Origin of the sequence: Serinicoccus profundi (genome assembly GCF_008001015.1) — a bacterium.
Lineage (GTDB): Bacteria > Actinomycetota > Actinomycetes > Actinomycetales > Dermatophilaceae > Ornithinicoccus > Ornithinicoccus profundi.
Window position 1 is genome coordinate 2,536,862 of the sequence record NZ_CP042862.1, and the last position, 25,940, is coordinate 2,562,801.

23 protein-coding genes and 2 tRNA genes are annotated in these 25,940 nt (G+C 70.9%); 5 read left to right on the plus strand and 20 right to left on the minus strand.

What is annotated here, in order from left to right; all coding sequences use genetic code 11:
• Genes FA582_RS11770 through FA582_RS11785 form a run of 4 tightly spaced genes read right to left on the minus strand, consistent with a single transcriptional unit; the run spans position 1 to position 5,215 of the window.
• Complete coding sequence (locus FA582_RS11770; protein ID WP_029541546.1) at positions 1 to 1,635, minus strand: class I SAM-dependent DNA methyltransferase; 1,635 nt, start codon at positions 1,633 to 1,635, stop codon at positions 1 to 3.
• 3 nt (positions 1,636 to 1,638) lie between these two features.
• Complete coding sequence (locus tag FA582_RS11775; RefSeq protein ID WP_010148699.1) at positions 1,639 to 2,439, minus strand: nucleotidyl transferase AbiEii/AbiGii toxin family protein; 801 nt, start codon at positions 2,437 to 2,439, stop codon at positions 1,639 to 1,641.
• Entirely contained in the window at positions 2,436 to 3,251 is an 816-nt protein-coding gene (locus FA582_RS11780) for a type IV toxin-antitoxin system AbiEi family antitoxin domain-containing protein (protein WP_237707543.1), read from the minus strand. The genes FA582_RS11775 and FA582_RS11780 overlap by 4 nt, the downstream gene beginning before the upstream one ends.
• A complete protein-coding gene (locus FA582_RS11785; protein WP_010148701.1) occupies positions 3,239 to 5,215 on the minus strand; it encodes a hypothetical protein in 1,977 nt (658 codons plus the stop codon). Before FA582_RS11785 ends, FA582_RS11780 begins: the two co-directional genes overlap by 13 nt.
• Before the next feature lie 137 nt (positions 5,216 to 5,352).
• On the opposite strand from FA582_RS11785, the gene FA582_RS11790 reads away from it, so the two are divergent.
• Positions 5,353 to 6,843: a Fis family transcriptional regulator gene (locus tag FA582_RS11790; protein ID WP_141567705.1), complete on the plus strand. Its 1,491-nt coding sequence runs from the start codon at positions 5,353 to 5,355 to the stop codon at positions 6,841 to 6,843.
• Positions 6,844 to 6,846: 3 nt separating this feature from the next.
• Here FA582_RS11790 and argG read toward each other — a convergent pair whose 3' ends face one another.
• On the minus strand, positions 6,847 to 8,334 hold the full coding sequence (gene argG / locus FA582_RS11795; RefSeq protein WP_010148704.1) for an argininosuccinate synthase: 1,488 nt from the start codon (positions 8,332 to 8,334) through the stop codon (positions 6,847 to 6,849).
• 90 nt (positions 8,335 to 8,424) lie between these two features.
• Here argG and FA582_RS11800 point away from each other — a divergent pair, with 90 nt between their 5' ends.
• Entirely contained in the window at positions 8,425 to 9,750 is a 1,326-nt protein-coding gene (locus FA582_RS11800) for an FUSC family protein (RefSeq protein WP_010148706.1), read from the plus strand.
• A 4-nt stretch (positions 9,751 to 9,754) separates the two neighbouring features.
• Here the strand turns inward: FA582_RS11800 and FA582_RS11805 are convergent, their stop codons facing one another.
• The 5 genes from FA582_RS11805 to FA582_RS11825 form a co-directional block, all read right to left on the minus strand.
• Positions 9,755 to 10,501, minus strand: coding sequence for a hypothetical protein (locus FA582_RS11805; RefSeq protein ID WP_010148707.1), 747 nt, complete (start codon positions 10,499 to 10,501; stop codon positions 9,755 to 9,757).
• Between the two features lie 494 nt (positions 10,502 to 10,995).
• Positions 10,996 to 11,691 carry an ABC transporter permease subunit gene (locus FA582_RS11810; RefSeq protein WP_141567706.1) on the minus strand — a complete coding sequence of 232 codons (696 nt, stop codon included), beginning with the start codon at positions 11,689 to 11,691 and terminating at the stop codon, positions 10,996 to 10,998.
• An 11-nt stretch (positions 11,692 to 11,702) separates the two neighbouring features.
• The gene (locus FA582_RS11815; protein ID WP_010148709.1) at positions 11,703 to 12,626 is read right to left on the minus strand and encodes an ABC transporter ATP-binding protein; all 924 of its coding nucleotides are present in this window, start codon (positions 12,624 to 12,626) and stop codon (positions 11,703 to 11,705) included.
• Entirely contained in the window at positions 12,626 to 13,510 is an 885-nt protein-coding gene (locus FA582_RS11820) for an ABC transporter permease (protein ID WP_010148710.1), read from the minus strand. Before FA582_RS11820 ends, FA582_RS11815 begins: the two co-directional genes overlap by 1 nt.
• Complete coding sequence (locus tag FA582_RS11825; protein WP_010148711.1) at positions 13,507 to 14,493, minus strand: ABC transporter ATP-binding protein; 987 nt, start codon at positions 14,491 to 14,493, stop codon at positions 13,507 to 13,509. Before FA582_RS11825 ends, FA582_RS11820 begins: the two co-directional genes overlap by 4 nt.
• A gap of 170 nt (positions 14,494 to 14,663) precedes the next feature.
• Here FA582_RS11825 and FA582_RS11830 point away from each other — a divergent pair, with 170 nt between their 5' ends.
• The gene (locus FA582_RS11830; protein ID WP_010148712.1) at positions 14,664 to 15,701 is read left to right on the plus strand and encodes an adenosine deaminase; all 1,038 of its coding nucleotides are present in this window, start codon (positions 14,664 to 14,666) and stop codon (positions 15,699 to 15,701) included.
• 12 nt (positions 15,702 to 15,713) lie between these two features.
• Here FA582_RS11830 and FA582_RS11835 read toward each other — a convergent pair whose 3' ends face one another.
• The 10 genes from FA582_RS11835 to FA582_RS11880 form a co-directional block, all read right to left on the minus strand.
• On the minus strand, positions 15,714 to 16,673 hold the full coding sequence (locus FA582_RS11835) for a hypothetical protein (protein WP_010148713.1): 960 nt from the start codon (positions 16,671 to 16,673) through the stop codon (positions 15,714 to 15,716).
• A 71-nt stretch (positions 16,674 to 16,744) separates the two neighbouring features.
• Positions 16,745 to 17,857 (minus strand): UDP-N-acetylmuramate dehydrogenase, encoded by a 1,113-nt coding sequence (locus tag FA582_RS11840; protein ID WP_010148715.1) that lies wholly within the window; start codon positions 17,855 to 17,857, stop codon positions 16,745 to 16,747.
• Positions 17,858 to 17,883: 26 nt separating this feature from the next.
• A complete protein-coding gene (locus FA582_RS11845) occupies positions 17,884 to 18,288 on the minus strand; it encodes a MaoC/PaaZ C-terminal domain-containing protein (protein WP_010148716.1) in 405 nt (134 codons plus the stop codon).
• Entirely contained in the window at positions 18,288 to 18,734 is a 447-nt protein-coding gene (locus FA582_RS11850; RefSeq protein WP_010148717.1) for an FAS1-like dehydratase domain-containing protein, read from the minus strand. Before FA582_RS11850 ends, FA582_RS11845 begins: the two co-directional genes overlap by 1 nt.
• 177 nt (positions 18,735 to 18,911) lie before the next feature.
• Complete coding sequence (gene rpmG, locus FA582_RS11855; protein ID WP_010148718.1) at positions 18,912 to 19,079, minus strand: 50S ribosomal protein L33; 168 nt, start codon at positions 19,077 to 19,079, stop codon at positions 18,912 to 18,914.
• A gap of 60 nt (positions 19,080 to 19,139) precedes the next feature.
• Positions 19,140 to 19,216 (minus strand) — tRNA-Met (locus tag FA582_RS11860).
• 29 nt (positions 19,217 to 19,245) lie between these two features.
• Positions 19,246 to 19,318 (minus strand) — tRNA-Thr (locus FA582_RS11865).
• A 104-nt stretch (positions 19,319 to 19,422) separates the two neighbouring features.
• A complete protein-coding gene (locus FA582_RS11870; protein ID WP_238705438.1) occupies positions 19,423 to 20,430 on the minus strand; it encodes a MaoC/PaaZ C-terminal domain-containing protein in 1,008 nt (335 codons plus the stop codon).
• Between the two features lie 2 nt (positions 20,431 to 20,432).
• Entirely contained in the window at positions 20,433 to 21,845 is a 1,413-nt protein-coding gene (locus tag FA582_RS11875; protein WP_010148720.1) for a 3-oxoacyl-ACP reductase, read from the minus strand.
• 1 nt (position 21,846) lies between these two features.
• Positions 21,847 to 23,133 (minus strand): acetyl-CoA C-acetyltransferase, encoded by a 1,287-nt coding sequence (locus FA582_RS11880; RefSeq protein WP_010148721.1) that lies wholly within the window; start codon positions 23,131 to 23,133, stop codon positions 21,847 to 21,849.
• A gap of 90 nt (positions 23,134 to 23,223) precedes the next feature.
• Here FA582_RS11880 and FA582_RS11885 point away from each other — a divergent pair, with 90 nt between their 5' ends.
• Positions 23,224 to 23,898 carry a TetR/AcrR family transcriptional regulator gene (locus tag FA582_RS11885; protein WP_010148722.1) on the plus strand — a complete coding sequence of 225 codons (675 nt, stop codon included), beginning with the start codon at positions 23,224 to 23,226 and terminating at the stop codon, positions 23,896 to 23,898.
• A complete protein-coding gene (locus tag FA582_RS11890) occupies positions 23,895 to 25,940 on the plus strand; it encodes an acyl-CoA dehydrogenase family protein (RefSeq protein WP_010148723.1) in 2,046 nt (681 codons plus the stop codon). Before FA582_RS11885 ends, FA582_RS11890 begins: the two co-directional genes overlap by 4 nt.

Genomic DNA, 25,940 nt, shown 5'->3' on the forward strand with positions numbered 1-25,940 from the left:
TCAACCACGAGCCCTCCCCAGTTGCTGGCGCACCGCCCCCTGGAGGCGGTCGCTCTCTTCGAACTGCTTCAGCAGCTCCTTTGTCAGCCGCTCGATCTTCGCCTCGATCTCTTCGCCGTCGTCTTCGATCTCAGCTGCGCCGACGTACCGCCCCGGCGTGAGGGCATAATCCGCCGCCTTGATGTCCGCCAGGCTCACCGACGCGCAGAATCCGGGGACGTCGGCGTACTCCAGACCTTTGCTGACCGCCGATGGGGTGCCGCGCCAGGCGTGGAAGGTGTCCGCGATCCTGGCGATGTCCTCCGGTGTGAACGACCGCTCGGCGCGGTCCACCATGAAGCCGAGCTCGCGGGCGTCGATGAAGAGCACCTGCCCCTTCCGGTCGACCGAGCCCTGCTCCCCCGGGGCCTTGTCCTTGGCGAAGAACCACAGGCACACCGGGATACCGGTGCTGCGGAAGAGCTGGGTCGGCAGCGCCACCATGCACGACACCAGGTCGGCCTCGACGATGCGCGCACGCATCTGCCCCTCACCACCGGAGTTCGACGACATCGAGCCGTTGGCCATGACGACACCGGCCCGACCATCCGCCTTCAGCTTGGACAGGATGTGCTGGATCCAGGCGTAGTTGGCGTTGCCCGCGGGCGGCACGCCATACCGCCAGCGCGGGTCTTTCTCGATCCGGTGCCAGTCCTTGATGTTGAACGGCGGGTTGGCCATGACGACGTCCATCTCGACGTCGGCGTGGTAGTCGCGGACGAAGGTGTCACCCCAGCGGCTCCCCAGCCCCTTGTTGTCGATGCCGTGGATGGCGAGGTTCATCTTCGCCATGCGCCACGTGCGCTCGTTGAACTCCTGCCCGTAGACCACGACGTCCTTGGGGTCGCCGTCGTGCTCGTAGACGAACTTCTCGGTCTGCACGAACATGCCCCCTGATCCGCAGCACGGGTCGTAGACCCGTCCGGAGGTCGGCTCGATCACTTCGACCAGCACCTTCACGACGCTCGGAGGCGTGTAGAACTCCCCGCCGCGCTTGCCCTCGGCCTGCGCGAACTTGCCGAGGAAGTATTCGTAGACCTCACCCAGCAGGTCGCGGGCCCGCCCCTCCCCGAGACGCGAGAAGCGCGCGTTGTTGAAGAGGTCGACGAGCTCCCCGAGGCGCCGCTGGTCGACGCTGTCGCGGTTGAAGACCCTAGGAAGGGTCCCGGCGAGGCTCGGGTTAGCTCCCATGACCAGGTCCATGGCCTCGTCCAGGAGTTGCCCGATGGTCTTGGCGGGCTCCCCCATCGCGGCGGAGCGGCCCTTGGCATGCTGGGCGAGGTAGGACCAGCGCGCTGTCCGGGGGACGACGAAGACGCCGTAGCCGTTGTACTCCTCCGGGTCGTCGATGAGCATCGCCACCTGGTCGCCGTCCATCCCCTGCTCGCGCAGGTCGGCCTCGATCGCGTCGCGTCGCTCCTGGTAGGCATCGGAGACGTACTTCAGGAAGACCAGCCCGAGGATGACGTCCTTGTACTGCGAGGCGTCCATCGAGCCGCGGAGCTTGTCCGCGGCCTTCCAGAGCGTGTCCTTGAGCTCCTTCATCGTGGACGGCGCCATTGATCCGGCAGCCTCCGTCGTCCTCTTGGGTGGCATGGGTCAGAGTCCTTTCGTGGGGGTGCCGCCGTCGAGGCGGGCGAGCAGGAGGGTGGAGACGCGCTCAGCGGCAACGTCGGGGTCGTAGGCCCGGGGTGTCGAACGGATCAGCGGCTTGAGGTCGGAGCGGAAGGTGCGGTCGCGCAGCTTGGCTTGGAGGTTTGCCTCGGCATGGCCCCGCGTCATGCCTGGAGGTCGGTATGGCGTGAACGCGGCGACGATCTCGCCGGGGTCGAGGCCCAGCACGTCGATCGCCAGCCAGAGGTCGAAGAGGTCGCGACCCTTGCTCCGCTGATAGAGCGCGCGGATCTTGGTCGCCATCAGCTCCGCCGGCTGGAAGGTCCGCACCCGCGCCTCACCGGACCACCAGGGTGAGCGGACGGCATACGGCAGCAGCAGGTGCGGCAGGGCCGGGGACCGCTCGAAGGTGTTGACCTCGATCTTGAGACGCAGCGGGATCCCCGTCTGCGCGGTGGTGCGCCACAGGATCTTGGGGTGCTCGCCGACGCGGGTGCTGACGGTGAAGCCGAGCTCCTCGCCCAGCAGGGTCAGCGCCTGCGTCAGCGGCTTGATCCCCCCTCCCGAGACACGGACGTAGTCGAGATCCTCGCTGTAGCGCCACGGCTCGGGCAGGTGCAGCTTGTGCAGTGCTGTGCCCCCGCGGAAGACCAGCTCCGATCCGAGGTAGGGGTCGGCTCCGATCGCGCAGATGGCGCGGGAGAGCAGCAGGTCCTGCTCCACCTGCTCGCGCGTGGGCCACGGGTGGTCGACACCCCAGGCGGTGACGGCATCGAAAGAGATCATCCGTCGACCTCCAGCTCACGATTGCGCCGCACCAGCCACGCTGCGTCCACCGGTCCGGTCGCCGTGCCCGACGGATCAAGCCGTGCCGGAGTCGACGGACCCGACAGCGCCGCTGTGCGCAGACCCTCCAGGTCGCCCCGACCGCCGAGGCGGTCGAGCACATAGCCGAGTCGACGCACGGCGGCGGTCGGCACGGTCGACGCCAACCGCACAACCTCGTGTCGGTCGAGGTCATGGATCTCGTCGAGCTCCAGGATCACCGTCGCCGCGTTGTCGATTCCTCCAGCGAGTGAGACGTCTCTCGCGATGTCCAGGACGGTGGCCTCGACTGTGGAAAGGCGGGCCTGCCCCGCCCGCGTGGCGTGGTGCGCCACGGGCACCGACGTGATGTCGGACCGTCGGTGGAACTGGAAGGCGGTCCGCCCGACGGTCCGATCGCGCAGCTGCCGCGAGACCGCGACCTGCAGGACCTGAGGCGACTGATGTGCCGCCCCGTGGAGCTGGGCGGCGGACAGCCACCCGACGTAGTAGTCCAGCCGCAGATGCTGCGCAACGAGGTCAACCATTTCGATGCCGGGCGGAGCGCCCCAGGTGCGGAACTCAGGAGGGACCGGCAGCCACAAACCGCGGACTGGCCTCACCCACTCGTGGCGGGCCATGGGCGCCGCGAGGCGCTCGCTGACCTGGCGTTGCGGTATACCGAGGACGTCGGCGATGTCCTGGGTCGTCAGCGCCGATGTGCCGTGGGCCAAGGCCCAGTTGGCGAGCTGCGGGGCCCGGACTGCGGAGCGCGCCGGCGTCACGAAACCCACCGCCTCTCTGCGGAGTGGTGAACCTCATTGTTATCATGATATTTGTCATTCCGCAGAGACACCTTGGCCGACCCGGCCGCGACGACCTCGGCCAGCCGTGCCCTGGCCTCCGCCAGCGCAGCGCAACGCTCCCGCATCTTCTCCTCCTCCTTAGCCAGATGGGTCAGAGCGGCAGACAGGTCATCAGCAGCGCCGGGCGCAACCTGGGGCAGGGACCAGCCGCGCCACTCACGAGCATCACTCGGCAGGACATTGATCGCGTTCGCGATGGCCTCGGCGACCAGGCCGTGGCCATCAACCGGGCGGAGCACACGCGCCGGGTAGGCGACGACCGACAGACCGTCGTGATCCACCATCGCGCGAGGCTGAGGAGAGGTGACGAACACGACATCACCAGGCTCGGTGCGACGGCATCCCGCAACCCCCGGGGCCAGCGGGTCGACGCGCAACGGTGGACGATCTCCTAGGACGACCGCCGGGGTGATGAGCCGAAGCGACCCCTCTCCCAAGGGCTCGGCCGACAGTCGAACGCCTGGGACGAGCACGAGTGAGGACGCCTCCAACGCCTCCCCCACCGTGACGTGCCGTCCGCGCGGACCCCGGGTCGCGTCCAGCGTGACCCTGTCTGCGCTTGCGCTGCGCAACAACGCCTCTACCTCGAGAATGTCCTGCGCATCGTTCGCTGCCAGTCGCGTGGGCCGAGCCCCCGGAAGGACGATCGGCCCCCTATCGGCCAGCACCTCTCTGAGAGGTCGATGCTTGGCGAAGGTGAAGGCGTGCAGCTCCTGGCGAGACTCCAGTGCGGCGACCGCGTCCGTGGCGAGCTGGCTCGCCACGGCGGGCGACATTGCCGTGCCGGAGAGATCGGCCGTCATCATCGCTCGCTTGTCGGCGTCGCGCAGGGCACCCTCCGGCCCCAGCACCCAGAGCCCCAGGCGCTGCCTCGGGTGGTGAACGAGGAGACCGGCCGGCAGCTTGGCCACCAGCCTGACCCGCCCGAGCCGAAGCACCTCAGCGCGCTGCTTCTCACCGTCTGACGGAAGGTCATCGCAGAGGGCCAGAGCGGGACCGATGATGAGCACCCGATCCGCGTCGGTCCGCTCCAGCTGAAGGTTGTCGATGGCGTCCAGAACGCGGCCGACATCGACCCGGCCGTCCGCGGAGTGCAGGTTGGCGATGACGAGCTTGTGCGCGCCTGGCCCCGTTGCGGCACTTCCTCGGGCGATGATGCACCGCCGACGGGCGCTGCGCGCCGTGCCATCGTCTCCGGACACCTCGACGTCAACCTCGAGGCGCTCTCTGAGTGCCGACACGCCAGCGGCCACCATCTCCATGCCCTGACCACCGACATCTTCGACCGTCACGGCCGCGGCGCCGATGTCCAGCGCCACCGCCGCGACGACCTCCCCCAGCAGACTCGTGGCCTCGGCGGCCATCCTCACGGAACTGCGGGACTCTTGAGCCAGACGGTCGTCGAGGACGGTCAGCGCTCCCGAGAACCCATAGGAGGCATCGACCAGCCGGTTCAGGTAGCGGGCGACGGCTGGCGCTCGATCCCCGAGCCGGGCGACCTCTGAGAAGAGGAACTCATCGTCCGGGTCGACCTCGTCCGCCAGATCCAGAAGCTCGTCGACCGTGACCTCCAGCAGGCGCTGCGGAGTCAGCCGCAGGAGGCACAGCAGGGCCTCCTGCGCCTCTGCGACCTCCGTCGACTGCAGGTCAGCCGGCTGCGCGTGGACCATGACGTCAGCACGAGCCTCGGGGTTGTTCCCCCGCCCAGTGGCCTCCAACCACGACACGACGTCGTCGGCGTCGAAGAGCTCGACCTGGCCGCGACGATCCACCGTCGGGGGGAAAGGAGTGTCGGACTCGGCCGATCGAGACCGCCAGACAGACACCACAGGCCGCTGGACACCGGCGAGGGCAGCGATGCCGCGCAGCGAGAGGACGTACTGGTCAGACATCGTGCGCTCCTCCCTGTGGCAGGTGACAGTTGGACTACTCCCGACACTAGACGAGGAATTGGCTGGGGTCGGGGTGCCCGGTGATAACCCCTCTTATCAGATTTCTCCCTTGTCGCAGCACTTGAAGAGCGGGGAGGGTGGCCACGACCACCTACCGCCGTCGAAAGGCATCGATCATGACCGGCATACCCCTTCACTCTGTCCGCCTGGACCGCACCTCCTCCGCGCTCATCATCAAGGCGCTCACCATCGCTCATCCCGCTGTCACTACCGAAGCCCTGCGTTGGACGACCGGTGCGCGGGGCACCCCGGTGCCCGCTGAGGACGCATCGGTCGCCGACCTCACGGCCTACGCCGAGCAGGCGCTGATCGTCGGCACCCAGGCCATCGCCGCGGCCGGCGGGACCCAGGACACCTACAACCTGGAACAGCTCATCCAGGATGTCGGCACGAGGACCGTCGAGGCGTCGGCCGCCGCGGCAACGGCAACTGGCAAGGCGATGACCGGCGCGGCGGACAGCATGCGACATATCACCGCCGAGGTGTCCAAGGCCTTGAGGGAGGCCAACGACGCCTCCCGTGAGACCTTCACTGCCACGGTGACCCAGGCCAAGAGCGACCTGCAGAGCCAGGTGCGGGCCCTCGTCGGCGGGGAGGACCCACAGCTCGTGACCAAGCTCGACGCGCTGCTCGTCACGTTCAGCTCGAAGCTCACCGACCGGACGGACAAGCGGACGACGGAGCTCTTCGAGAAGGCGACGAGGGCTCTCGACCCCGCGGACCCCACCTCGCCCCTAGCCCGTCACCAGCGCGAGTTGGCCGAGCAGCAGGCAGGTCTCACCACGCACCTCAACAGCCAGCACGAGGCACTCCTCACGGCCGTCGACGAGATCAGGACGAGCCTGGCCACCCAGAAGGCCGCCAGTGAGGTGGCCGCGAAATTGGCGTCCGTCACGCCACTCAAGGGCGGCACCTTCGAAGCGCGTGTGCACGCCGTGATGCAGGCTCTCGCCGTCGGACTGGGGGACGAGTATGCAGAGACCGGCACGCTGGGCGGCCTGGTCCAGGGCTCCCGCAAGGGCGACGGCGTGCTGACCGTGATGGGCGGCCCCGCTCGCGTGGTCGTCGAGATGCACGACGCCAAGGCTCGGCGAGACTGGACCGCATACCTGGAAGAATCCGAGAGGAACCGCGGCGCGAACGCATCCATCGGGGTCGTGCCGACCCTGGCACAGAACAATGACCAGCAGGTGCGCGTCATGGGACCACGCCGCGTCGTGGTCGTCTTCGACCCGCAGACGGACGACCCCGCGATGATGCGGCTCGCCATCCAGATCTTGCGGGTCGCCTCCCTCGCCGCCGCGCACGAAGGGCACACTGGAGCCGTTGAGGTCGCCAGGGAGCACGTCGCTCAAGCACTGACTGAACTCTCGCGTATCCAGAAGATCCGGACGTCGGCGTCGGTCGTCAAGAAGGAGGCCGACAAGGTCGACCGCCAGGCTGAGCAACTGGACACGCAGTTGAGCAGGCTGTTGCTTCAGACCCAGACGGCTCTCATCGAGCCGTCCAGCACGACAGCGCTCGGAAGTGGTGAGGCCCAGCAGGTCTCTACCACGGGCGCGGCCTGAGGCTCAGTCGGTGCCGAACTCCATGGCCGCCCAGTCCAGCGACTCCTCCTCGTCCTCGGTCGGGCCGACGCCCCCGGCGATGCGGTCCGCACCGCCCGGGGTGAGGTCGCCGACCAAGGAGGTGGAGGCCAGCCCGAGACGCGACGGTGCCGCCTCGGCCTCGCCGCCGAGCCCCTGGGCCTGCGCCGCAGCGCCGACGCCGAGCAGGCCCATCGAGACGTACTGCTCCAGCCGGGCGCGGGAGTCCGCGATGTCCAGGTTGCGCATCGTCAGCTGGCCGATCCGGTCGGTCGGGCCGAAGGCGGCGTTGGTGACCCGCTCCATCGACAGCTTGTCGGGGTGGTAGCTGAAGGCCGGGCCGTCGGTCGCCAGGATCGTGTAGTCCTCACCGCGGCGCAGCCGCAGGGTGACCTCACCGGTGACCGCCGAGGCGACCCACCGCTGCAGCGACTCGCGGATCATCAGCGCCTGCGGGTCCAGCCAGCGGCCCTCGTACATCAGCCGACCGAGCGCGCGGCCCTGGGTGTGGTAGGCCGCGATGACGTCCTCGTTGTGGATCGCGTTGACGAGCCGCTCGTAGCCGATGTGCAGCAGCGCCATCCCCGGCGCCTCGTAGATCCCGCGCGACTTGGCCTCGATGATGCGGTTCTCGATCTCGTCGGCCATGCCGAGCCCGTGGCGGCCCCCGATCGCGTTGGCCTCCATAACCAACGCCACGGCGTCACCGCCGAAGTCGTCGCCGTTGATGGCGACCGGGCGGCCGTCGCGGAAGGACACGGTGACGTCCTCGGCCGGGATCTCCACCTCCGGGTCCCAGAAGCGCACGCCCATGATGGGCTCGACGATCTCCATACCCACGTCGAGGTGCTCGAGCTTCTTGGCCTCGTGGGTGGCGCCCCAGATGTTGGCGTCGGTGGAGTAGGCCTTCTCCTTGCTCGCGCGGTAGGGCAGGTCGCGCTCGGAGAGCCACTGGCTCATCTCGTCGCGGCCGCCGAGCTCGTGCACGAAGGCCTCGTCCAGCCACGGCTTGTAGATCCGCAGCTGGGGGTTGGCCAGCAGGCCGTAGCGGTAGAACCGCTCGATGTCGTTGCCCTTGTAGGTGGAGCCGTCGCCCCAGATGTGGACGTCGTCCTCCTTCATCGCCCGAATGAGCATCGTGCCGGTGACGGCGCGGCCCAGCGGGGTCGTGTTGAAGTAGGTGCGGCCACCGGAGCGGATGTGGAAGGCGCCGCAGGCCAGGGCCACCAGACCCTCCTCGACGAGCTCGGGACGGCAGTCGACGAGCCGGGCGACCTGTGCGCCATACTCCTCCGCGCGGCCGGGCACGCCGTCGATGTCCGTCTCGTCGTACTGACCGATGTGGGCCGTGTAGGTGCAGGGCACGGCGCCCTTCTCTCGCATCCACGCCACCGCGACCGAGGTGTCGAGGCCGCCTGAGAAGGCGATCCCGACGCGTTCACCGACAGGGATGCTGGTCAAGACCTTGGACATGCCACGAGTGTATGCGTTGGTCCGCATAGATATGCAATCCGCAGGTCAGGAGGCTCTTCCCCTGGGGGTCGAGGCGTGGTGAGATGGGGTATGCGCCGGCTCGCCGACCTCGTGGCCGCCCCGGAGGAGGCCTCGGCCGGCCGAGGGTGGCGGGCGCTGCCCCTCGCCTGGCGGACGCTGCTCGCCGGATGGCGACCCGACCTCGTCAACCTCGTGCGGATGACGACCGCCGCGGTGCTGGCCTACGTCATCACCCGCCTCGTGACGGTCGGTCCGATCGACCTCACCTGTGCCCTGACCGCCATCCTCGTGACCCAGGCCAGCGCGACCGGCTCGCTGCGGATGGGGATGGTGCGTGTCGGCGCGGTGCTCACCGGCATCGGCGTCGCCCTCGTGGTCTCCATCTGGGTCGGGCTCACGTGGTGGTCGCTGGCGATCGTCATCTTCGCCTCACTGCTGCTCGGCAGCCTCTTCCGGCTCGGGCCCCAGGCGCTGGAGACCCCCATCAGCGGCATGCTCATCCTCGGGGCGTCGCTGCAGAACACCGCCGCCGAGACGCGGGTCCTCACGACGCTCATCGGCGCCGGGGTCGGCATCCTGCTGCCTCTCCTGTGGCCCCCGGCCATCCCGCTCGGCCGGGCGAGCGCCTCCGTCCGGGCCGTGGCCCGACGGCTCTCCGAGGTGTTCAGCGCCGCTGCCGCGGACCTCGACGAGGCGCCGCTGACCGGTGACGCGCTCGCCGAGCACCTACGCGCCGCGCGCGACGTGGGTGACGACCTGGGCCGGGCGGGCGAGCTGGTGGGCCAGGTGGAAGAGATGTGGCAGTGGAACACGCGCACCCTCGGCCGGGCGGACGTGAGTCCCCTGCTCCGCTCCGGCCTCGACGCCCTGCAGGACTGCGCCGCGGCCAGCCGGGCGCTCTTCATCGCCTTGGCGCAGGAGGCACCGAGCCGCACGGAGGGCGGACAGGTCGCCACCCCCGAGTTCTCGGACGAGGTGCGCGCCGCCATGTCCGTCGTCCTCGGGGACGTCGGGGCCTGCATCGACTCCTTCGGTCAGCTGGTGGAGGCCGAGATCTCCGGACAGGAGCAGCACCGTCGCGAGCGCCTCGACCACAACGTGGAGCTGCTGCGGGAGACCCGCGCGATCCTCACCGAGCTGATGTTGATGGAGTCCGACGGTGGCCCGACCGACCAGTGGCTGCTGCGCGGGTCCATCCTGCGGGCCGTCGACCGGATCCTGCAGGTGCTGGACGCACCGGCTCGAGCCAGACAGCACGCTCGGTGGCGGGACGGGCAGGGAGACCGGCCACTCCCCGGCCCCGCGACGTCACAGGAGTTCGTCCCGCTCGACCGCGCCCTGCTCACCTCGGTGCGACGAGCTGGACGCCGGGCCCGTTTTCCCGGCCGCCGGTGACGAGTCAGTCTGGGTAGAGGACCTCATCGGGTGGCGTGTCGGGACAGGCATCGAAGAGCTCGTTATCCTGCTCGGCAGCGACCAGTGCTTCGAGCTGCTCGAAGACCGCCTCCTCCGAGAGCGGGCTCCACACCTGATACCCCGTGCGCGCGTAGTCATCGACGAACACCTCGTAGGACGGGGGCGCCGCTGTTTCAACACCAAGCTCCCGAAGACAAGAGATGGTCTCCTCAACCCGCCAGTCGTAGAGGAGACGCAACTGCTCCAGGTTGTAGGGCTCTAGGTATTTGTGCTCCAGGGGGTATTGCGTGGAGCAGACATAACCGGCGACCTTGAGCGCATCTTCCTGAGACGGGTCGAACTCGATGCCTCGCTGGCCATGAACATCGACTGAACTGGGGAAGCCCTGCTCCTCCATACACGAGTGGTAGATGTCGTTGATCTCCTCCGGGCCAACTGCGCGGACGGTCTCAACTTCTGGGCGCATGCTCTCGGGGAGGCCTAACTCTTGCCAGGCAGCGTCTTGAGCCTCGGCTTCCGTTCGTGGGCGCTCCGGTGCAGCCGCGGCGACCGCGGAACTCAACGCCTGGTCGTCCCACTCCGCAGTGGCGGGTGCTGACTCAGCAGCGCTGGGCTGCACGGACGAAGACGCGCGCGCGACAGGCTCTTGGCTCTGAGTGGCAGCACAACCTGACAACCCCAGGTGGATTGTGACAATGAAGGCGACTTTCGTCATGCCGAACGAGGGCATCGACCAGTCCTTCACTGGGGGCGCGTGTAGCAATACCGTCGCGCGATCTCGAAACTCTCATAAGGGGTGCTGTTCGACATGTTCCATGAGCCACTCACGTACGGCGATCGCGTCCGGAAATCATGCTGGGTCGTATAGGTGTAGGCCACTCCTGAGCCACTGCTGGGATAGTAGGTATGCACGTGCTTCAGGTAACTATAGGTGTTGCTGTGAAGATTGGTTGAGTACTGTGACCCACAGTTTCCCCCCGACGCATAGCCTGCCTGCGCGCCAGAAGCCTGCACCATGAGCAGGACCATAGCTCCGCAGAGTGCGAAGAACTTCTTGCCAACTCCCATCACTTCCCCTTCCTCAAGCGCCCCTGAGGGCGAGGATCGATGTCCCACCAACTCTCGAGTGACCTGGTTGCCGACAACCTTTCCCCCCCCCCCGGCTTCCATGTCAAGAAGGGAGAGGCAATCTGTTCAAGATCGCCGCTTGCCGGCCTTCGCTGGTCACTCATCGCCCCGCAGCTGAAAGCGGGAGAGCCGCCAACCAGCGGCAGCGACACCCACCACCAGCAGCACCAGGGCCGCGACGACGGCATAGGCCACCGTCAGGTCGGCCACCGGAAGGTCGACGTCGGCGGCAGCCTCCCCGAGCCGCTCGGCGATCGAGCGGACCGAGACATAGCGCAGGCCGGACAGGAAGCGACCGAGGAGCTGCTCCACCACGAGCACGTAGAGCAGACCGGCGATCATGCCGTGCCGGGTCGCGGCCGACAGAGCCGTGAACAACGCGGTGTAAAGAAGGGTGGCGGCCCCCCCGGTGACCAGCGAGACGATGACCCACCGGTCGCTGAGCCCCCCGGCCACCGAGGCGCCGAGCAGACCACCCACCGCCGCCACCGTCGCGACCCCCGCTGCCGCGGCATACTTCGAGGCGGCCACGGCATACCTGCTCACCGGGGTGGAGAGGAGGTAGACGACCGATCCGTCGTCGATCTCCGGACCGAGGACGCCGTTGGCCGCGAGCAGCGCCACCAGCGGCACGACGAGGGCGATGCCGACCTCGACGATCACGGCGTCGGCCGACACGGGCTCACCGGTGAGCACCCGGAGCACCCCCGAGAGCACCACGAGGAGCACCGGCAGGGCGAGGATCACCAGGCCGCGGCGCTGACCGACGAGCGCCTGGAGCGCGAGTCTCATGATCGTGACGTTCATGACTGCACCAGGTAGGTGAACACCGACTCCAGGCTCTCGTCCGAGGGCGCGAGCTCGCGCACCGTGATGCCGGCGGATCTCGCCAGCCGGGGCAGGGCGCGGCAGAAGGCACCCATGTCGGTCACCTCCACCGTGATCGCCTCACCGGTCCCGACGCGTCCCAGCGCGACCGATCGCACGCTGTCCTGACCCATGAGGGTCGCGGCGAGGGCGCGGTCGTCGGTCGAGCGCACGACGTAGTGGCTGGGCCGGTCGGTCATGAGCCGGCGGATCGCCCCGAAGTCGCCGCTGGCGGCGTGCCGACCGGAGACGACGACCTCGATGTGGCGTGCGATCTGCTCGACCTCCTCCAGGATGTGGCTGGAGAAGAGGACCGTGCGGCCCTGCTCCCCCATCCGGGTCAGGAGCTCCATGAGGTGCATCCGCTGCCGCGGGTCGACGCCGTTGAACGGCTCGTCGAGCAGGAGCACCGTCGGCTCGTGCACGAGCGCCGAGGCGAGCTTGGCACGCTGACGCATCCCCTTGGAGTAGGTGCTGATCGACCGGTCCGCGGCGTCGGTCAGGTCGACCTCGGCGAGCGCACGGGCGGTGGCCGCGCGGGCGTCGGGGAGCCGGTTCAGCTCCGCCGAGGCCTGCACGAAGGACCGCCCGGTGAGGTAGGAGAAGCTCACCTCCCGCTCGGGCACGAGACCCAGGTCACGGTATGCCGCGACGTTGCGCCAGACGGGGGCGTCGCCGAGGCGGATCTCACCGGCCGAGGGGGCGAGGAAGCCGGCCATCATGGCGATGAGGGTGGACTTGCCGGCGCCGTTGGGGCCGAGGAGGCCGGTGACACCGGGACGGATGGTCATGGAGACGTCGTTGACGGCGACGACGTTGCCGTACCACCGGGAGACGCCGGCCAGGCTGAGGTCGGTCATCAGGCCCCCTTGCTGCGGTAGCGACGCACGAGCAGGACGAGGCCGAGCACCATGAGCGCGACCGCCGTCCCCAGGAGGAGGAGGCCGAGGCCGGTCGTCTCCGCCGGCGCCGGGAACTGGGTGGGGGCGTCGCCCAGGGCGACCTGCACGGAGTCGACGAGGACGAAGGGAGAGAGGAGGGCCGCCCAGTGGGCGAGGCTCAGCACGCCCTCTGAGCGGGCGACCTCCTGCAACCCGGCGGTCACCCCGATCCCGACGAGCAGCACCATGATCGAGCCGGCGATCGCCAGCCCGCGGCGCAGCGTCCAGGACGCGACGAGCGCAGCGACGGTGGCGACGAGCATGGCCAGCAGCACCGCACCCGCGAGGGCGACCGCGACCCGGGGGAGCTCCTCGCGCAGGGAGGCCCCCGCCGCGAGCCCGCCGATGAAGAGCACGAGCAGCGGGGTGAGCACGAAGGCGAGGATCGCCAGCACGAGCGAGGCCCAACGGGTCAGGGCGAAGGTCGTCGCCCCGAGGGGTCGGGCGAGGTAGAGGCTGATGACCCCCGAGCGCAGGTCGCGGCTGAAGAGCACAGGCGCCTGGGCCGCCACGAAGAGGACCACGAGGAAGGAGGACCCGGCGTTGTAGGCGGAGTAGGTGAGCAGGTCGGCCGAGAGCCCGATGATGCTCATGATCCCGACCTGGATGACGGCCGGGACCAGCGTCATCCCCAGCAGCGCGAAGGGCAGCACCTTGGCCTTGCCCGAGCGCCCGAAGCCGAAGACGGCCACGACCCCGGAGGCCAGGAGGGACCGGACGATGCCCGCGCGCGGGGTGCGCTCACCCGCATACCTCCGGTAACCGATGTCGTGGATGACCCCCGTGCTGTCCTGGGCGCTCATGCGGGCACCTCGTCGCGGAAGACGTCCTCGAGGCGGCCGGTGCGCGCCTGGAGCCGGACCAGGCCCACGTCGAGGTCGGCAGCAGTGTCGCGGATGAGGTCGCGCAGCGCGTCGTGGGCGAGCGCCGCGGCGTCCGGGTCGAGGGGGGCTGCGGGGCTGCCGTCGACACCGGTCTGCGGGGCGGCGGGGTCGATCTCGATGAGGGTGCCCTGGGGGCGGCAGGTGAGGCCACGGGCGGCGAGCGCCTCCCCCATCCGCTGCTGAGCCTCCCCGTCGCCGACCACCTCGACCAGGACCGTGCCGGTGTCGGCGAGGAAGCTGCGGGTCTCCTCCGAGCGCAGCAGCTGCCCGCCGTCGAGGACGACGACGTGGTCGCTGATGCGCTCCAGCTCACCGAGCAGGTGGGAGGTGACCAGCACGGGTATGCCGAAGTCGTGCCCGATGCGCTGCACCAGCGCGAGCATGTCGTCGCGGGCGGCGGGGTCGAGGCCGTTGGTGGGCTCGTCGAGCATGACCAGCTCCGGGTCGTGGACCAGGGCCTGGGCCAGCTTGGCGCGCTGCTTCATCCCGGTGGAGTAGCCGCCCATGAGGCGGTAGCGCTCCTCGGCCAGGCCGACGTGGCGCAGGACGTCCGCGGCGCGCTCCCGGGCCGCCGCGGGAGGGAGCCCGGACATGCGGCCCATGTGCACCACGAAGTCGATACAGCGCATGTCGGGGGGCAGGCAGTCGTGCTCCGGCATGTAGCCCACGACGCCCCGGATCGCCTCGCCGGCCTGGCCGATGTCGTGCCCGAGCACGGCCGCCGAGCCGGACGTGGGCACGAGGAGGCCGAGGAGGATCTTGATGAGGGTGGACTTGCCGGCGCCGTTGGCCCCGACGAGGCCGGTCACGCCGTCACCGACGTCGATGCTCAGGTCGGCCAGGGCAGGAGCCTGGGCGGAGCCGTAGCGCATCGTCAGCGCACGGGTCTGGATCACGGTCACGCCAGCGACTCTAACCGTGGCCACCGACCCACCCCAGGGGGTTATCCCCCGAGGTCCTCGCAGGGCTGCCACCAGGACCCTCGGATCGGCGGACGCCCCGGCTCCCGCGGCGATGCGGCATACCCACTCACACCAGGGCGAGCCCCAGGTGCGGCGTCTAGGCTGGGCCGATGCCCGAGGAGACCCGCTCGTTGCTCGCGCTGCCCAAGGCGCACCTGCACCTGCACTTCACCGGGTCGATGCGCGTGGACACCGTGCGCGAGCTGGCCGACAAGCACGGCCTGCGGCTGCCGCACGCGCTGACCAGCCAGTGGCCACCAGAGCTCTCCGGCCACGACGAGCGGGGGTGGTTCCGCTTCCAGCGGCTCTACGACGCCGCCCGGGCCGTGGTGCGCGACGAGGCGGACATGCGCCGGATCGTCCGCGAGGCCGCCGAGGACGACGCCGCAGAAGGGTCGCGCTGGTTGGAGATCCAGGTCGACCCAACGTCCTACGCGCCGTTCCTCGGGGGCCTCACCCCGGCGCTGGAGATCGTGCTGGACGAGGCCCGGTCGGCGAGCGCGCAGACCGGCACCCAGGTGGCGGTCGTCGTCGCGGCGTCCCGGATGAAGCACCCGCTGGACGCGCGGGCGCTGGCCCGCCTCGCGGCCAGGCACGCCGGCGACACGGCCGGCACGGTCGTGGGCTTCGGACTCTCCAACGACGAGCGTCGCGGCTGGACCGGCGACTTCGAGCCGGCCTTCCGGATCGCCGCCAAGGCGGGCCTGGCCAGCGTCCCGCACGCCGGGGAGCTGCTCGGTGCCGATCACGTCCAGGTGGCGCTGGACCACCTCCTGCCGGACCGACTCGGCCACGGGATCCGGGCGGTCGAGGACGAGGCCGTGCTCGGCCGGGTCGTGGAGGAGCAGGTGACGCTCGAGGTCTGCCCGGGCAGCAACGTCGCGCTCGGGGTCTACCCCTCGCTGTCGGCCGTGCCGCTGTGTCGGTTGCTGGAGGTCGGGGCGCGGGTGGCGCTCGGGGCGGACGACCCGCTGCTCTTCGGGAGCCGGCTGGCCGACCAGTACGTCTCGGCCCGGATGGACCACGACCTGCCGGACAGCGCGGTGGCCCAGCTGGCGCGGGGGTCGATCGAGGGCTCCGCCGCGCCGCCGGAGACCAAGCGCGAGCTGCTCAGGCAGGTCGACGACTGGCTGGCCGACCCGGCGTGAGTGCCCGTCGGCTCAGCCCTGGTCGAGCGGCAGGAACGTGCTGCGCACCGACACCTGGGCCGGGGTGAGCCACTCCTCGACCGCCGCGTGCACGGCGTCGAGGGTGGCCTGGTCGGCGAGGAGGACCTCCACCTCGAGCAGCCCGGTGACGCCGCCCCCGTAGGAGGCGAGGATGCCGAGCTCCGGGGCGCCGCCTGACAGGGCGACCTGGGCGGCAGAGACCTGCTCCGCGCTGGGGAGGTCTCGCTGCTCCAGGCACAGGGGGCCGGTGAAGACCTCCCGGATCGCGACCCGGGTGGCCTCGAGGTCTGCAGAGGCGTCGACCACGAGGTTGACCACGGGGCCGTCGTCGGAGACCCAGTGCGTGACGTAGCCGGGCAGGGTCGAGGTGAGCTGGCCCAGGGCCTGGTCCTCCTCCATGCCCCCGGCGCCGGCCGTGCGGGCGGCCTGGTCGACGTCGGGCACGTCCACGGTGGGGTCTGAGCACAGCTGCGGGAAGTCCGCGGCGGGCGAGGAGGGCGGGGTGAAGCCGTCGGGAGGCGTGGCCGACAGCGGTCGAGTCAGGGTGAGCGTGCCGCGCGGGCCGTCGGCGAGGTCGAGGTGACCCACCGCCCAGTAGGCCTCGTCGGTCCACCGGACGCCGCCCTGCTCCTGCGTGGTGACCTGGTCCCAGGAGAAGTCGCCGGCGAGGGCCGGCCCGCCGCACTGGGGTGGGTAGGACTCGGCGATCCCCCCGACGCACAGCTCGACCGGCGCGTCGGGGGCAGTCTGCATGAGGATGCCGGACCCCACCAGCTCGGCGTCGGGGTCGACCGGGGTGGCCGCGCTGGCGGAGGTCACGACGGGGGACGCCGTGCCGGTCCCGGCGTCCGGGCCGGTCCCGGTGGTCGGCGCGACGCCTCCCGACCCGCACCCGCCGAGGGTGAGCAGCGGGATCGTCGCCGCGAGGAGGAGGACGGTGCGGTACGTCATACCCCATGATCGCGCAGGTGGAGGCGTCCGTGCGTGGTGCGGCACCGCTGGGTCGGGGTCGCCGACCCCGCTCAGAGGGTAAGGCCGACGAGCACCGGCTCGTTGACGAGGCGGACACCGAAGGCCGACTCCACGCCGTCACGCACCTCGCGCGCCAGCTCGACCACGTCCTGCGCGCTGGCACCGCCGCGGTTGGTCAGCGCCAACGTGTGCTTGGTGGACAACCCGGCCGGGCGGCCCGCCAGGGTGCCGTGCCCCTTGCGGAAGTCGGCCTTGTCGATCAGCCAGGCGGCGGAGGTCTTCACCTGACCGTGGTCGGCCGGGTACTCCGGGGGCGCGGGGGCGTCGGGGCCCAGCCGCTGCGCCGCGCGCTCGCGCAGGGCGGCGAGGTCGGCGGGGGCCATGAGGGGGTTGGTGAAGAAGGACCCGCAGGACCATGTGTCGTGGTCCTGCGCGTCGAGCACCATCCCCCGGCTGCGACGCTGCTCGAGCACGGCCCCCCGTGCCTCCCCGAGCGGCACGCGGTCCCCCAGCTGCACGCCGAGGCCCTCGGCGAGGGCGGCATACCCGATCGGTTGGGACAGCTCGGTGGGACGCAGCGAGAAGGACACCGTGAGGACCACGTGGCGTGGCGTCACGGTGCCGGGCGCGACGTCGGGTCCGACCATCGACTCCTTGAGGACGGAGTGGCGGTAGGAGAAGCCCAGGTCGCTGGCGAAGAGCGTGCGGACGCGCTGCTCGACGCGGTCCCAGACCCGGACCTGGGCGATCGTCTGGGCGACCTCCTGGCCGTAGGCGCCGACATTCTGCACCGGTGTCGCACCGGTCGAGCCGGGGATGCCGGAGAGCGCCTCGATGCCCGACCACCCCTGCTCGCAGGCGTGCGCGACCAGGTCGTCCCACGTCTCCCCCGCAGCGACGCTCACGCTCACTCCCCCGCAGGACGACTCGTGCGGCACCTCGATCCCGCGGGTGCGCACGAGCACCACGGTGCCGGGGAAGCCCCCGTCGGCGACGACGAGGTTGGAGCCTCCGCCCACGACGAGCAGCGGTTCGCCGGCGTCGTCCGCCGCCCGGACGGCGTCGATCACCTCGGCCTCGGTGTCGGCGGTGACCAGCCTGCGCGGCGGCCCGCCGACCCGCATCGTGGTGAGCTCGGCGAGCGGCCGGACACCCTCGGCCACCTCGGTCCTCAATGCCCCGGCGCCGCTCACGCGTCGGCCCCGAGCGGGCGGACGACGGCCTGGCAGCGGCCCAGGACCTTCTCTCCGGCACAGGTGGCCGTGAGCTGGAGGGTCTCGGTGCCGGCCTCCGCGTCGACCTTCGTGACCACCCCCACGACGTCCACGTCGACCGTGCGGCCCTCCGGCACGACGACCATGCCGGTGAACCGGGTCTGGCAGGACAGGATGCGGCCGGGGTCACCGCCGACGTAGTCGGTGACGAGCTCCAGCGCGGCGCCCAGGGTCCACATACCGTGCGCGATGACGTCCGGCAGGCCGACCGCGCGGGCCACCTCGGTGTCCTGGTGGATGGGGTTGTGGTCACCGGAGGCCTCGGCGTAGGCCACGAGGAGGTCGCGGTCGACGCTCACGGTGCGGGTGAGCTCGCTCATCAGCCCTCCCCCCTGACCACGATCGTGGAGGTCACCGTGGTGACCGCCGCACCGTCGGCGTCGATCAGCTCGACCCGGGTCGCGACCATCCCGTGGCCACCTGCCTCGCGCATGGTGTCGACGTGCAGGACGCCGGTCAGGCGGTCGCCGGCGACGATCGGGCGGTGGTGGAAGAACCCCTCCTGACCGTGCACGACGCGGGAGAAGTCGATGCCGGCGTCCGGGTCCTGGACGAGCTGGGCCTCGCACTGCTGGGCGAGCCGGACCGCGAAGGTCGGTGGTGCCACCACGTCGGCGTGGCCCAGGGCCTGAGCCGCGGCGGTGTCACGGTGCGCCGGGCCCGTGGCTCCGACGGCGTCGGCGAAGGCGGCGACCTGCTCGCGGGTCACCTCGAAGGGTCCGGCCGGCGGGTACTCACGACCGGCGTAGTCAGGGTTGACGGGCATGGGGACCAGCCTAACGACCTCAGCCCGCACCGGGACCAACGTCGGGATAGCACGACCCTCATCGGCGAACTTCCTCATGGGGCTCGTGCTAGGCCGTGGTCGGTCCAGGAGGGGGTATGACGAAGGCCGCCACCCTGGTGGGGGTGACGGCCTGTGCGTCGTGGCTGGCGCGGAGCGTCAGCGGGTCTCGCGGTGCGCGGTGTGCTTGCCGCAGCGGGGGCAGAACTTCGCCATGTCGAGCCGGTCGGGGTTGTTGCGCCGGTTCTTCTTGGTGATGTAGTTGCGCTCCTTGCACTCCGTGCACGCCATGGTGATCTTGGGGCGAACGTCGGTGGACTTAGCCACGGTGCGACCTGCTCTCGGTGTGGATCTGTGTGTGTCTACGGCCTGTACCTGCGAGGTACGTGGTAGCGGAGGCGGGACTCGATCCCGCGACCTCACGATTATGAGTCGTGCGCTCTAACCAGCTGAGCTACTCCGCCTCGCGGCGACCGGCGAACCGGCTCACCAGAGCCCCCAAACGGAATCGAACCGTTGACCTTTTCCTTACCATGGAAACGCTCTACCGACTGAGCTATAGGGGCGGGCTGTGAATCCCTCGGAGCACGTGACCCTCAGGCAGCGAGAGACAACTTTACACGAGGCCGCCGGGCGATTCCAAAACGGGCCCGGCGGCTCCGCGCGGCTCTCAGCGCAGGCCGCTGACCTGCATCGATACGTGGAGTCGCGAGCCCTCGCGGTCGGTGACCGCCAGGGCCCCGTGCGCGGCCCCGTCGGAGCGGAGCACCACGGTCGAGGGCAGGAGGATCGGCTTGGCGAAGCTGGCCGAGACGTCATAGCTCTCCGGGAGCCGCGGCTGGACGGCCGCGAGCACTCGGGCGTGGGTCCACATACCGTGGGCGATGGCCCGGGGGAAGCCGAAGGCCTTGGCGCTCAGCGCCGACAGGTGGATGGGGTTGGCGTCGCCGGAGACCCGGGCGTAGGACCGCCCCAGGTCCGCCGGCACCCGCCAGAGGGCCACCTGCCGTCCGCCCACGACCATCTGCGTCGCTCGGTCGGCCTCAGGGGAACCATCTGCGACGCTCGGTGGGGTCGAGGAGCGGTCGGCCTCAGGGGAACCATCTGCGACGCTCGGTGGGGTCGAGGAGCGGTCGGCGTCAGAGGAACCATCTGCGACGCTCGGTGGGGTCGAGGAGCGGACGAGGTAGGTGCTGCGCCCCTCCCAGACCACCTCGTCCGCGACCCGGACCTCGCCCACGAGATCCACGGTGCTGCCCTTGCGGTGCGGCGCGAGGCTGTCGGCCCAGGTCGAGACGGTGAGCTCCTCCTCCACCCGCACCGGGCGGTGCACCGTCATGCGGTTGCTGACGTGCACCATCCCGAGCATGGGGAACGGGAAGTCGCGGGCCGCCATGAGCCGCACCTGCAACGGGAAGGTGAGCACGTGCAGCCAGGTGGCCGGCACGGTGTCGGCGAGCAGTCCGCCGGTCACCGCACAGAAGTCCGAGAGGCGGTCGAGGTCCTGCCGCACGCCGGTCATGACCAGCCGCCTCGCGGGCAGCGAACCCCGCGCGCCGGGGCGACCGAGGCCGGTCGCGATCCCGCGGGCGAAGGCGGCGCCGATGCTCGGTGGCTCGCTCAGCAGCTCGACGTCGACATCGCGGGGCACGCCGGAGGCGGTGGGGAGATCGCCCATGCTCAAGCCCCGATCTGGCTCTGGCCGCAGACGCGCAGCACCTCGCCGGTGACGGCCGCGCTGGACGGGTCGGCGAAGTAGCCGATGGCTTCCGCCACGTCGACCGGCGTGCCGCCCTGCTGGAGGCTGTTGATCCGCCGTGCCACCTCGCGGGTCGCCACGGGCATCTTGCCGGTCATCTCGGTCTCGATGAAGCCCGGAGCCACGGCGTTGACCGTGATCCCGCGCTCGGCCAGCCGGGGGTCGGCCCCCATGGCCCGGACGAGGCCGATCACGCCGGCCTTGGACGCGGCGTAGTTGGCCTGACCCCGGTTGCCGGCGATGCCGGACGTCGAGGCGACCCCGATGATCCGGCCCCCGTCGTCCAGGCCGCCGGGCCGGTCCGCCTCCAGCAGCACGCTGTTGATCCTGATCTGCGCGCCGAGGTTGACGTCGAGGACGCTGCCCCACCACTGCTCGTCGGTGTTGGCGAGCAGCCGGTCGCGGGTGATGCCGGCGTTGTGCACGATCGCGTGGATCCGGGCCGCCTCGCCGAAGCGCTGCGCGACGTGACCGGCGATGCGGGCGCCCGCGTCGGGAGCGGTGATGTCGAGCTGGAGGGCGGTGCCCCCGATGCTGTTGGCGACCTCCGCCAGGCCCTGCCCGCCCGCGGGCACGTCGACGGCGACCACCAGCGCGCCGTCCCGGGCGAAGGTGCGGGCGATCCCGGCACCGATGCCGCGACCGGCGCCGGTGACGACGACGATCCGGCCCTCGTACGGGCGGTCGGAGAGCGGCTGCGGGTCCTCGGCAGCGTGCCCGACGTGCAGGACCTGACCGGAGACGTAGGCCGAGCGTCCCTCGAGGAGGAAGGAGAGCGTGGAGGTGAGCTCCTGCGCCGTGGTCGGCTCCGCGGTGAGCAGGTCGACCCGGACGAGGTTGGCGGTGGCGCCGCCCCGCAGCTCCTTGCCGACGCTGCGGACGATGCCCTCGAGGGCCTGCTGGGTGGCGACCGCGGTCGGCGCACCCGCCGTCTCCGGCTCCACCCCGAGGACGACGACCCGGCCCGAGCTCTCCAGCCCCTTCATCGCCGGGCGCAGCAGCCCGCGGACGTGCTCGAGGTCGGCCAGGGAGGTGGCGGACGTGGCGTCGAGCACCAGCGCGCCGATCCGTCCGGGGTAGGCCTCGGGCACCTCGCGGGAGCGGCCGTCGTCGGACGTCTCGGTGACCCGGGTCTCGGGCCGGTCGAGCAGCGCGTCACGGACGGGCACCCCGAGCAGGTCGAGGGCGCGCCGGGCGAGGGTGCCCCCGCCAGCGGTGCCGACGGCGACCGGGCCGGAGGGCAGCTCGCGGCCACGGCGCAGGCGGGTGGCCTGCGGGACACCGAGCTGCTTGGCGAGCGGGTTGGTGGTCAACAGCTGCATGAGGTCGGCCATGTCAGCACCCTTCCAGGATCGCGACGACACCCTGGCCGCCGGCGGCACAGATCGAGATGAGCCCCCGCGAGCCCGGGCCGAGCTCGTGGAGCATCTTGGCCAGCGAGGCCACGATGCGGCCGCCGGTGGCGGCGAAGGGGTGACCCGCCGCGAGCGAGGAGCCGTTGACGTTGAGCCTGCTGCGGTCGACCGCACCGAGGGGCGCATCGAGGCCGAGCCGGTCTCGGCAGAACCCCTCGGACTCCCACGCGGCCATGGTCGCCAGGACGGTCGAGGCGAAGGCCTCGTGGATCTCGAACCGGTCGATGTCGTCGAGGGTGAGCCCCTGCCGGGCGAGCAGGCGCGGCACGGCATACGCCGGGGCCATGAGCAGGCCCTCGTCGCCGGAGACGTAGTCGACCGCCGCGACCTCGGCGTCCACGAAGCGCGCCAGCGCCGGCAGCCGGTGCTCGGCGGCCCACTCCTGGTTGCCCAGCAGCACGAGGGCGGCCCCGTCCGAGAGCGGGGTGGAGTTGCCGGCCGTCATGGTCGCGCCCTCCCCCTTGCCGAAGACCGGGGAGAGCTTGGCGAGCTTGTCGACGGAGGTGTCCGGACGCAGACCCTCATCACGCGAGAGCCGCAGGAAGCCGGTGGCGAGATCGTCGAAGAAGCCGGCGTCCCAGGCGGCTGCGAGACGGTGGTGGCTGGCGGCGGCCAGCTCGTCCTGCGCCTCCCGGGTGATGCCCCACTCCTTGGCGGTGAGCGCCTGGTGCTCCCCCATCGACAGACCCGTGCGCGGCTCGGCGTTGCGCGGGGTCTCCGGCGCGAGGTCGCCCGGGCGGATGGCGGCCAGCGCCTTGGCGCGGGCGAGGGGGGTCCGCGCACGGCTCGCCCCCAGTAGCGCCTTGCGCAGCCCCTCGCCGACCGCGATCGGCGCGTCGCTCGCGGAGTCCACGCCACCGGCGATGCCGGAGTCGACCTGCCCCAGCCGGATCTTGTTGGCCACCTGGATGACCGTCTCGAGCCCCGTGCCGCACGCCTGCTGGAGGTCGTAGGCCGGGGTGGTCGCGGCCAGGGCCGACCCGAGGACGGCCTCGCGGGTCAGGTTGAAGTCGCGGGCGTGCTTGAGCACCGCACCGGCGGCGACCTCGCCGACCCGCTCGCCGGCGATCCCGAAGCGGGCGATCAGCCCGTCGAGGGCGGCCGTGAGCATGGCCTGGTTGGAGGCCGTGGCGTAGGCGCCGCCGGACTTGCCGAACGGGATCCGGTTGCCGCCGAGGATGACGGCATCGGTGAGCTGGTCGGGCATGGAGATCTCCTGGGATGCAGGGAGCAGGTCTGGGGAACTATCTGATACCGACTGTAGCCGATACAGCAAGTACGCGGTACTGTGAGAGCCATGATCCTCCGGACCAGAGGCCCCGGCGCCGAGGTGACCGACGCGCGCGACGGCCGTGACTCCCGCTGGGAGGCGCACCGCACCCGCCGTCGACGCCAGCTCGTCGAGGCCGCGCTCAAGGCGATCCGCCACCACGGCGCCGGCGTCGGGATGGACGAGATCGCCGCCCAGGCGGGCACGAGCAAGACGGTGCTCTACCGCCACCTCGGTGACAAGGCCGGGCTCTACGGTGCGGTGGTCCAGGCGGTCGACGAGACGGTGCTCGGGGATCTTCAGGCGGCCCAGCAGCAGGGCGGTGACGTCGTGTCCCGGATCGAGGCGATGGTGCGCTCCTACCTCGCGCTCGTGCAGCGCGATCCGGAGATCTACCGCTTCGTCATGACCCGGCCCCTGGAGACGACCGAGGGCGACCCGGACGACCCCGTCCACCGCATCACCGACCGGATCAGCGAGCAGCTCGCCGCCGCGATCCGCCTCCACCTGGTCCAGACCGGCCGTGCCGAGGAGGCCGAGACCCTGGCGGACGCCTGGGGCCACGGCATCGTCGGGCTCGTCCGGGCCAGCGCAGACCACTTCCTCACCGGCGCCAGCGCCACCCAGCTCAGTGTCGACGAGGCCGCACACGCCGTCGTCGAACTCATCCGCCCCGCACTCGCAGGAGGACCCCGCACATGACCACCTCAGCCCGACCGCAGACCCACACCCCCGAGCCCGACACCGACATCAGCATGCCGGCCAGCGCCGGCCCCGACGCCACCCGCCCCCACCCGGGCGAGGAGCTGACCGAGCTCGGCCACGCGCTGCGCCAGGCGACCGGCGGCCGCTACGGCCCGGTCCGCGACCTCGCCCGGGCCACCGTGCCCGCCGACGTCATGGTGCGCGACCCCGAGCTCACGATGAGCGAGGCCCGTGCGTGGACCACCGAGGCCCTGGGCCGGCTCGTGGACCTCGGCATGGCCGGCAGCGGCTTCCCGGTGGCCCAGGGCGGTCTGGACGACGTCGGCCGCTCCTGTGTCGACTTCGAGATGACGGCCCACGGCGACCTGTCGCTCACGGTGAAGTCCGGCGTGCACTTCGGTCTCTACGGCGGTGCCGTCACCGCCCTCGGCACCGACTGGCACCACGAGACCTTCCTGCCGCCCAACCTCTCCCTGGAGCAGATCGGGTGCTACGCGATGACCGAGTTCGGGCACGGGTCCGACGTCGCGTCGCTGGAGACCACGCATACCTATGACGCGGACACCGACGAGATCGTCGTGCACTCCCCCACCCCGTCGGCGACCAAGACCTACATCGGGGCGGCCGCCCACGACGCGCACATCGCCGCGGTCTACGGCCAGCTGGTCGTGGCGGGTGAGTCCCACGGCGTGCACGTCGTCCTCGTGCCGATCCGGGACGCGAGCGGTCGACCGGCGGACGGTGTGACCCTCGGGGACAACGGCGCCAAGGGTGGCCTGGCCGGCGTCGACAACGGGACGATCACCTTCGACCAGGTGCGGGTCCCCCGCAGCCACCTGCTGGGCCGCTACGGCGGCATCGACGACGACGGACGCTACGTCTCCGACATCGAGGGCGACGGCAAGCGCTTCTTCACCATGCTCGGGACCCTGGTGCGCGGACGCATCTGCGTGGCGGCCGGCGCGGCCACCGCGTCCCGCAAGGCGCTCTCGATCGCCACGAGGTATGCCCTGCGCCGCCGGCAGTTCAGCGCCCCCGGGCACGACGGCGAGGTCCTCCTGCTCGACTACCTCGCGCACCAGCGCAAGCTCATCCCGGCCATCGCCACGGCCTATGCCCACATGTTCGCCACCAACGAGCTGGTCGAGCGGTTGCAGGAGCTGCACGAGATGCCGACCAAGGACCAGGAGGCCCAGCGCGAGCTGGAGACCCGCGCGGCAGGGCTCAAGGCCGTGATGACCCGCTTCGGCAACGACACCGTCCAGATGTGCCGCGAGGCGTGCGGCGGCGCGGGCTACCTGGCCGAGAACGGCCTCACCGTGCTGCGCGGTGACGCCGACGTCTTCGCCACCTTCGAGGGCGACAACACGGTCCTGCTGCAGCTGGTCGCCAAGGGTCTGCTCTCGGGCTACAAGGAGATGTGGGGGGACCTGGACATGCGCGGGATGGTGCAGTTCGCGGCCCGTGCCTTCGGCGGGCAGTTCGTCGAGGCGACGGCGGCCCGGCCCATGGTCGAGCGGCTGCGCACGGCGGCCGCCCGCAAGGGCGAGGGCGAGACGCTGCTCGACCGGGGCTGGCACCTGGCGATGTTCGCCGACCGCGAGCGCCACGTGCTGGAGACCCTGGCGACCCGCCTACGGCGCCGCGCCGACGACCAGGACTCCTTCGAGGCCTTCAACTCGGCGCAGGACCACGTGCTCCTCGCGGCACGCACCCACATGGACCGGGTCGTGCTGGAGGCCTTCGTCGCCGGCATCGAGGGGTGCGAGGACGAGGCGGCGCGCGGCGTGCTCGAGCGGCTGTGCACGCTCTACGCCCTCAGCTCGATCGACGCGGACTCCGGCTGGTTCCAGGCGCACAACCGGATGTCGGCCGGGCGCGCGAAGGCCGTCGTCACCCAGATCAACTCCCTGTGCGGCGAGCTGCGCCCGCACGCGCTCGAGCTGGTCGAGGGCATGGGGATCCCGGAGACCTGGCTGAACTCCCAGATGCTCCAGGACGACACCGCCGACCGCTGGACCCCCGGCGCGCAGGGCTGA